Source organism: Rivularia sp. UHCC 0363 (assembly GCF_034931125.1).
Classification (GTDB): domain Bacteria; phylum Cyanobacteriota; class Cyanobacteriia; order Cyanobacteriales; family Nostocaceae; genus Rivularia.
Window position 1 is genome coordinate 1 of the sequence record NZ_JAYGHM010000125.1, and the last position, 8,787, is coordinate 8,787.

Consider the following 8,787-nt stretch of genomic DNA (forward strand, 5'->3'; position numbering starts at 1 on the left):
AGTAGTCTGTCACATTAACTTTGACGGGTGGTATCCAATCCGCCAGGGACTGCAAGTCCCTGTCTGATAGCATAAGTCCTATAAATAGGACTCAGCTAATACTCCTCATAATTTATGTGGTCAAGTACTAGTGGTCGATTGCATTAAATTTGACTGGTTTTTAACCCCCGTCTAATAGCGAAAGTCCTATAAATAGGACTGAAATACACCCCTTCAAAATTAATGTGGTTGACTATTAGGTACTGAATAACCAAAAACTTTCATCTATTCCCTATTACCTATTCCCCATTACCCATTCCCTATTCCCTATTTACCACTTTTCCTTTTCCACTTATTTTTTACCAAACGAATTTCATCAAAGCTATAACTATCACCCAAATATTCTTTAATCGGTGTTAAAGCTATATCTCCCAAGATATCTAACACTTGAAGAATTTTTTTCTGCTTGTCAATGGGAACTATTAAATTAATATCTACAGGTTGATTTTTTGCAATCAAATCGGAAAGATGGCGAATAACTGTAGTAGAACGAAGGTCGCGTTGTTGAGCGATTTCTGTGATGCTCAATCCTTGTTTGTGTAATTCAAAAGTCTGTAATTCAGTGTAGGAAATTTCTTCATTTGCAGATGAAGCCGAAGACGAGGAATTCTGTTTTTGCGGACTTGTTTCTTGTAAATAAGCTTGAATTACCTTAATAAATTTATCTCCATATTGAGCAAGCTTGTGACTACCAACTCCCGCAAGCTGACTAAATTCCTGTTTATTTTTGGGTTTTACCTGAGTCATCAATCTTAAAGTCGAATCACCGAAAATCATGTAGGGTGGAACAGATTGAGTATCAGCAAGCTGCTTGCGAAGTTCGCGCAATTTCTGAAATAAGATATCTGCTTGTTCTGCTTTCTCGCTTCGTGCTTTCCCAGTCGCTTTTTCTTTGGGGGGAACAACAATCGAAACCGATCGCTGTTTCTTCATCACCTCCAAACTCAAGGAATTGAGTTTCAACACTGCATAACCATCGGTAGTTTGTTCGAGCAAACCTTGATGTAGTAAAGAACGTCCTAACATCCGCCATTCATCCAAGGTTTTATCTTTACCAATACCGTAAGTCGAAAGCTTGTCGTGTCCTTTGTCGAGAATTTTTTGAGTTTTGCTTCCCCGCAATACATCTATAATATGTTTCATGCCAAATCTTTGCTTGCAGCGTGTCACACAAGATAAAAATTTCATTGCTTCAAGCGTCCAATCTTCCAAAGGTTTCGGATTGCAACAGTTATCGCAATTACCGCAATTTCCAGGAAATCTCTCCCCAAAATAACTTAATTGAATAGTGCGACGGCAATCTGTACCTTCCGCATAATCGATCATCTGACGCAATTGCTGTTTAGCAATCATTTGTTCTTGTTCGTCAGTTTTTTGTTCAATCAACCATTCAATAGTTTTGACATCGCTGTAACTCAAAAATAGCAAACACCGTGACGCTTCACTATCTCGACCCGCTCTTCCCGACTCTTGATAATAACTTTCTAAATTCCGCGAAATATCAAAGTGGACTACAAGACGTACATCTGGCTTGTTAATCCCCATGCCAAAAGCAATAGTTGCTACCATTATCCTGGCATCATCTCGAATAAATTTGGTTTGATTTTCGCTACGTTCGGTATCGCTCAAACCGGCATGATAAGGTAAAGCAGAAATATTATCGTGTTGTAATTTAAAAGCTAATTCTTGAACTTTTTTGCGTGTCAAACAGTAAATAATTGTCGAACCTTCGGTTTCCCGAATCATTTCTAAAAGTTCAGTATAAGCGGTCTTCTTTTTGGGACGAACTTCGTAATAAAGATTTTGACGATTAAAAGAAGCTATATGAACGCTGGGTTGATTTAATCCTAATTGGTTAATGATATCGGCACGGACTCTTTCTGTAGCGGTAGCGGTAAGTCCCCATATTGGTACATTAGGGTAACGCTGTCGCAGCGATTTCATTTGACGATATTCAGGACGAAAATCATGTCCCCATTCCGAAACACAGTGCGCTTCATCGATCGCAAAAGCCGAAATTCCAATTTGATGATGAACTAAATCGAGTAAGGGTAAAAATCTTTCGCTGAGTAAACGTTCTGGAGCAACATACAGTAACTTAACTTTACCGCTCATAATTGCTTGCTCGCGCATTCTTGCTTGATGAGGGCTGACGCTACTATTGAGAAAAGTGGCCGCAATACCGTTTTTTCGCAATCCTTCTACTTGGTCTTGCATTAACGCAATCAACGGCGATACTACCACCGTTAATCCGGATTTCATCAATGCTGGTAGTTGAAAACACAGAGATTTACCCCCACCCGTCGGCATAATCACGAGTAAATCGCGATTTTCTAATGCCTCAACAATAATCTCTCGCTGTGGAGAACGAAAGGTGTCATAACCGAAGTGATGTTTAAGGGCGTTTTCTAGATGGGTATACTCAGACATACGGTCGGTCAATAATCAATTATCAGTAAGCTTTTCGTGAATAGAAAAAATCCGTATTTTTTACGCTCTATCTTTTATTTTATCCGCTTCAAGTAATTTTCTTAAATTAGCGATCGCCATTCAGTTTGAAATTTTTATCAACAAAATTTAACTTTCCTCAAAAAAAAATATCCGAGGTATTATTTTATATAGATAATATACGTTTTTATACTGTACTTTTTTAAGAGCATAAGCGTGTTAAATGTTGTTATATCAGGGAAAAATGTTTATATTCCCGATTTCTATGACTTAAAAATATTTAAAGGTAATACAAGTAAGTGGTTTAGGCGAAGAAATGATTCTGGCATCAATTTTATGTTTGGCGATCGTCACAAATAGCAAATACTGAATGTGACACTCAGATCGGTTCTTTCCTACTCTTACAAAGACTTTTAAATAATTAAACAACCTAACCCATTAAAACTGATTTTAGTATCGCCGAGGATATATGACACAATCACAGCAGCATCCACCATCTAATTCTACCGCAAATCGTGGTGCGCCCCCGATGCCACCACCACCCCCACCAGCAGCATCAACACTCAGTACTCAACGTCAATCCACCCAAACTATAGAAATGCCCAACGGTAGCCGTGGTTTAATGAATCCTGCTGCTCATCGTCCGGGAACACCACCACCGGCTCAGACTACACCAGGGAAAAACAGCTTGCAGCCAACTTTTGAGCAATTAATTAAGGAAGCTCACCAAAAAGGATTTTCCGATATTCACTTGGGAGTCGGTGAAATACCCCGTTTCCGCAACCGAGGAGAAATAGAAACAACCAACTATCCAGAAACCGATAAAGATACTTTTATGAGTTGGTTGCAGGACATCCTCACGGAAGAAGAGACTAAGCGCTTCCAGGACACTTTAGATTTTGATGGAGCCACTCAGTTTGATTTTGCCAGAGTCCGAATCAATATATTCGATTCTCTCAAAGGCTATTCAATGGTACTGCGATTGATTCCGATGAAAATACTGTCAATGGAGCAGTTGAAATTACCGCCAGTTTTCAGGGATATCTGCCACTATCACAAAGGTTTGATTTTAGTTACGGGTCCGACTGGTTCGGGTAAATCAACTACAATGGCAGCAATGATTGACTATATCAATCGCGAGATGGCAAAACACATTATTACCATCGAAGACCCGGTTGAATTCGTTCATCAAAGTCGAAAATCCTTGGTCAAACAGCGGGAAGTCGGAATGCATACCCACAAATTTGACAACGCTTTGAAAGCAGCTTTACGGGAAGACCCAGATTTAATTCTGGTGGGTGAAATGCGCGATCGGGAAACGGTTAATACTGCCCTCAAAGCCGCCCAAACTGGTCACTTGGTAATGGGAACTCTCCACACCAACAGTGCTGTAAAAACCATCGAACGGGTTCTCAATCTTTTTCCCGGTGAAGAACAAGACCCAATGCGGGTTGCAATTTCCGAATCTTTAGTTGCAGTTATTTCTCAAGGTTTGTGTCGCACGACAGATGGTAAACGTGCAGCTTTCCACGATATTCTAATTAATACTGAAGCTGTGAAAGACTGGATTAAAGATTCTAAATACGATGAAATGACTGAATTGATGAAACAAGCCAGCTTTGACGGCATGATTACCATGAATCAGTCTTTATTCAACCTTTACCAAGAAGGTCAGATCACAGAAGAAGTTGCATTAGAAATGTCACCAACTCCTAACGAGATGGCGCAGATGCTTCGAGGTAGAGTATAAGTCTAGGGAATGGGGGATAGGTCAAAGGTTATACTCGTTCCCAGACTCCAGGCTGGGAAGTTCTTTCAGAGGCTCCGTCTCTTGTCAAGTATCTAAAGGCAGAGCCTCGATCGGAGGTTCCTAGCCAGAGACTAGGAACCAGTTAACCAGTTAAAACCTGTAAAATTAAATAAATCCAAAATCCAAAATCTAAAATTCTACAAGCTATTACTCGTTCCCAGACTCCAGGCTGGGAACTTAATTTCAGAGGCTCCGCCTCTTGTCAAGTATCTAAAGGCAGAGCCTTGATCGGAGGTTCCTAGCCAGAGACTAGGAACCAGTTAACCAGTTAAAACCTGTAAAATTAAATAAATCCAAAATCCAAAATTCTACAAGCTATTGAATCCAAATAAATCACCTTTACCAGAATTGTTCAAAGGAATCGCACTATTTACACCAGGGGGAGATTTAATTTACTGTATTGACTCCAGCAAAAAAGGTCGATGGCATTCACATTTATGTAGTGCTTTACAGTCTATTCTAGATTTACCAGAACCACCTCATTTTTTAGTTCCATTATATACCGCGACTATTGACCACTGGTTAGATCCACGCACTGGAAAAGTCAAAACTTTTGCAGAAGCTTATCCGGCAGTAATGCGCCATCAAGCTTTGCTAAATGCTATCTTTAATACTGGAAATTTAGTCTGGCAAAAAACTCCTTGGCATGAAGGATTATGCGATAGCATGGTATTAGCAACCTATCGCTCCAACTTTGAACAGTTATGGGAAAATCATGATTTAATTGTGCGTTTAGAAGTATCCGAAAAATCAACTGATTCTCAAACGCTATCAACTGTACAACAAATGCCATCTCAAACGCAGCCTTATATTCTCCGCTTATTTGTTGCAGGTCACACTCCTAATACTGAAAATACACTTCAAAGCTTGCATGGATTGTTAGAAAAATATTTGGGAAGTCCTTATACTCTGAAAGTAATTGATGTCTTAACTCATCCCGAACAAGCGGAAATCCATCAAGTTAGTGCAACTCCCACTTTAGTTAAGCTTTTACCAAAACCAACGCGACGAATTGTCGGAGATATGAACAGTAAAGAACGAATTTTACAGATGCTGGGAATTTTGAATAAATCTAATTATTCTAGTTGAATTTCTGAAGGTAGTTCATACAAGCCATCTTTAGCAGATGCAAATTCGATAATTTTAAATACCGCATCATTATTTAAAGCACCATAGATGTGCGGGAATGTTTCTTCCGCAACAACATCATAACGAATTTCTGATTTCACCCGTTCGGAATCGATTAAAAGTAATAGTAGATCTGTTTGATTTTTAAAAAATGAATTTGCGACTTTTACCAGCTGTGCTGGTGTAGAACAATGAATAAATCCTTCTGTTTCCAGGGAGTCAGTGGAGTAAATTCCTGTTACTTGCGCTTTTTCCCAATCTTGACGCGGTGTAATATGAAGAATAAGTGTCATCTTTGTGAAATACTAATATCAATTTGATAATTTTATAAATCGGGAACTTATCCCATAACAAATTCTAAATCTGCATTATTTCTAGCACTTAAATATTCTCAACTATTAATTCCTAATTCCTAACTCCTAACTCTTAACTCCTAACTAATAATTAAACTTCTTGATAAACTATCTCTTGAAACTGAATTATATCTTTCTGAGGGTCTGCATGAACAACTTTAACTAAAGTGTCTTCACCTAAATTTACAGAGCGTTTAAAGAACATGGGCAACTGCAAACCTAAGTCTTTTAATAAAATTAACGCTAAGTTATTATCTTCTCTCAACCACATTAAAACTGTTGTTTCCCAAGCTTTATCTAAATGACGACGCAGGTATTCCAAGGCCCAATATCTATTAGTTTGTCGTTCCACCATGACGACTTCCTGAGTAATACTTGTAACATTCATCATAACTTCTTTAAGTACTTCTGCGGAGAAAGGTGGAGTGTCTCCTCTCAGATGAGCTTTGATTTGAAAGTGGGTAAGTAAATCGCTATAACGCCGAATCGGAGAAGTTGCTTGTGTATAAGTTTCTAATCCCAAACCCGCATGACGCAATGGATTAATGCTCATTTCGCTCTTGGGCATACAGCGACGCAAGGCACAAGCACGGACAAAACCTGCTGGTAGTAACAGCAATTCTTCATCTGGTGGTAATTCCGGCTGCGGCTGACCGCGAAAAGGTAAAGGAATACTGTGAGTTTTTCCGTAGCGGGCTGCAACTTCACCAGCTAGAATCATCATTTCGGCTACTAAGTATCGTGAAGGAGAATCATCTAATAATTCGATGTTAACTTCATCATCCTTAACTTTAATCGTAGCCTCCGGCATACTTATACTAATGGCTCCTTGCTGATAGCGCCAAACCTTGCGTATCTTTGCCCATTTTCCCAGGGCTGCAATTTCGGGTTCTTCTCGTACCCCGGATTCCAAAATATCGTTTACATCTTCATAAGTAAGGCGATAAGTAGTCTTGATTAAACTTGCATGAATGCTATAATCTTCTACTCCCCCAGTTTCATCTAAAATAATTCCGAAACTTAAGGCGCAACAAATTTCTCCCTGTACCAAACTCATTGGTCCAGTTGCCAATATTTCGGGGAACATGGGAATCATCCCCGTAGGCAAATAAACCGTACTACCGCGCTTCCTCGCATCTAAGTCCAATTCATCTTCAGGTACGAGCCATCGGGTGGGGTCTGCAATATGTACCCACAGCTTTTCTCGATTATCGGGAAGCATTTCCCAACTTAAACCATCATCAATTTCGGTAGTCGTTTCATCATCAACCGTATAGACTTTTAAATGAGTTAAATCCAAGCGGTTTTTGTCTAAGTCTGGGGGAGGAGTACTCAAGCGTTGATGCGCCACATCTATTACCTTACTAGGGAATTGAATCGGAACTGAGGAACGACGTAGAAACAAGTTTTCATTTGGACTCCACCAACTCAAATCGACGAGTAACTGAAACGCTCCTTGAGGAGTTGCGGTACGTCCTAGCATCGTCATCGTTTCTAAAACTTGTGCGGGTGGGGGATAAGCTTGAGCTAAGGAATCATATTTAACTCCACCCCGCGTTACATCGGCAAGTAAGGCCGCATATTTTTCTAATGCTTCTAGTCTGTGGCGATCGTGCTTTTGCCATTCTACAGTTTCACCGTCAAGCGCTTGCTGTACTCGTGCTAAAAATTCCTGCTGTCCTTTAGCTTTGAGCGCTTCTACTTCTAGCTGGTGCTGACGTTCTGCAACAGCCGTTGCGGTTCGCGGCTCGTAACTATCACCTTTTTGCTTAAAATATATTTTATCATCCGATAGCAACCAGTGAGCCGCATAAACTTGGGGTGCTTCTGTTTGAGAAAACAGCAGATTCGCCATTTCTTTGGGAGTAACCGACGCACCATCCTCTACCAGTAATTCCCAAGCCACCTCTAAACTTGAGGGGTCTAAATACGAGTGTACCTGTTGCAGAAATTCCGGTATGTCTGAAGGCTTGTAGCTTTGTCCGCCAACTTCATAGGTAAATTGTCTCGGTGCTAGACTGCTAGATTGTCCAAGTTCATCCACAACAATCCAACGGTTTTTTCCATCTGGACGGTCTATAACACCCAGACGGCGATCGCCTTGATTCCTAAATTCTACCAGCGTCCCCTTTTCCACAAGCCTTGTAGTTCATTCAAAATTTCAGTTTTCAGATTTTGGATTATCCAATATAAAATCCCAAAATCAAATCATCTTCAATACAAAAACTGATTTTAGATTTTGGAATCCATATTAAATAAAGCTATAGCTATATATGGATAATCTAAAATCTAAAATCCCGGACATTTACTTAAACTCCTTTATAGAAGCATTGTGTCCTCAAAATGCTTAAATTAAGCTTCAGCATTTACAAAAGGCAATAAAGCCAAAATTCGGGCGCGTTTAATTGATGCGGTCAAATCTCGCTGTTGCTGAGTGGTCAATCCAGTAATCCGGCGTGGAAGTATCTTACCGCGTTCGGTAACAAATTTACGCAACAAATCAACGTCTTTATAATCTATAGGTTCTCCGGGTTTGATCGGAGACAGACGACGACGATAATAAGCCATTTTTACTTAATTTCCTTGTGAACGGTGTGGGTGTTGCAATGCGTGCAGAACTTTTTGAGTTCTAAACGACTAGTTGTATTGCGACGATTCTTAGTAGTCGTATAACGAGAAACACCGGGCGAACGTTTGTTGGCGTTAGTGCGACATTCTGTACATTCCAGTGTCAATATTATACGAACACCTTTATTTTTAGCCATAATTTAGACGAACGATGTAAGCGAGCAGATAATAACACAAATAGTCATTGTCTCACATTGCGTCTCACAATTTCAACTATCCGTCTGTTCTTGATATCCAGCAAATAGTTTCGACGCAATGAAATAATCATAATCCGATTCATAGCGGTCATGCAAAGCCTGCTACAGTACCGCTAAAATTCTTAAATCACGCTTAAGTATAGCAGTCACGTTACCTAAAATGTCGATCAAATTAAGATAAGCA

The 8,787-nt window shown here is 39.8% G+C and carries 7 protein-coding genes; 2 read left to right on the forward strand and 5 right to left on the reverse strand.

Annotated elements, in window-relative coordinates; genetic code table 11:
• Nucleotides 1–306: 306 nt before the first annotated feature.
• Nucleotides 307–2,469, reverse strand: a complete 2,163-nt coding sequence (gene recQ / locus VB797_RS34265) for a DNA helicase RecQ (protein ID WP_323242272.1) — start codon at nt 2,467–2,469, stop codon at nt 307–309.
• 487 nt (nt 2,470–2,956) lie between these two features.
• On the opposite strand from recQ, the gene VB797_RS34270 reads away from it, so the two are divergent.
• Both VB797_RS34270 and VB797_RS34275 read left to right on the forward strand, forming a co-directional pair.
• Nucleotides 2,957–4,237: a type IV pilus twitching motility protein PilT gene (locus tag VB797_RS34270; protein ID WP_323242273.1), complete on the forward strand. Its 1,281-nt coding sequence runs from the start codon at nt 2,957–2,959 to the stop codon at nt 4,235–4,237.
• Between the two features lie 378 nt (nt 4,238–4,615).
• Nucleotides 4,616–5,386 carry a circadian clock KaiB family protein gene (locus VB797_RS34275; protein WP_323242274.1) on the forward strand — a complete coding sequence of 257 codons (771 nt, stop codon included), beginning with the start codon at nt 4,616–4,618 and terminating at the stop codon, nt 5,384–5,386.
• Here the strand turns inward: VB797_RS34275 and VB797_RS34280 are convergent.
• The 4 genes from VB797_RS34280 to rpmG form a co-directional block, all read right to left on the reverse strand.
• Nucleotides 5,374–5,718, reverse strand: coding sequence for a DUF952 domain-containing protein (locus VB797_RS34280; protein ID WP_323242275.1), 345 nt, complete (start codon nt 5,716–5,718; stop codon nt 5,374–5,376). The genes VB797_RS34275 and VB797_RS34280 overlap by 13 nt on opposite strands.
• 151 nt (nt 5,719–5,869) lie before the next feature.
• Entirely contained in the window at nt 5,870–7,915 is a 2,046-nt protein-coding gene (locus VB797_RS34285) for a ribonuclease R family protein (protein ID WP_323242276.1), read from the reverse strand.
• 215 nt (nt 7,916–8,130) lie between these two features.
• Nucleotides 8,131–8,346 carry a 30S ribosomal protein S18 gene (rpsR, locus tag VB797_RS34290; RefSeq protein ID WP_193918727.1) on the reverse strand — a complete coding sequence of 72 codons (216 nt, stop codon included), beginning with the start codon at nt 8,344–8,346 and terminating at the stop codon, nt 8,131–8,133.
• 2 nt (nt 8,347–8,348) lie between these two features.
• The gene (rpmG, locus tag VB797_RS34295) at nt 8,349–8,543 is read right to left on the reverse strand and encodes a 50S ribosomal protein L33 (RefSeq protein WP_323242277.1); all 195 of its coding nucleotides are present in this window, start codon (nt 8,541–8,543) and stop codon (nt 8,349–8,351) included.
• Nucleotides 8,544–8,787 lie beyond the last annotated feature (244 nt).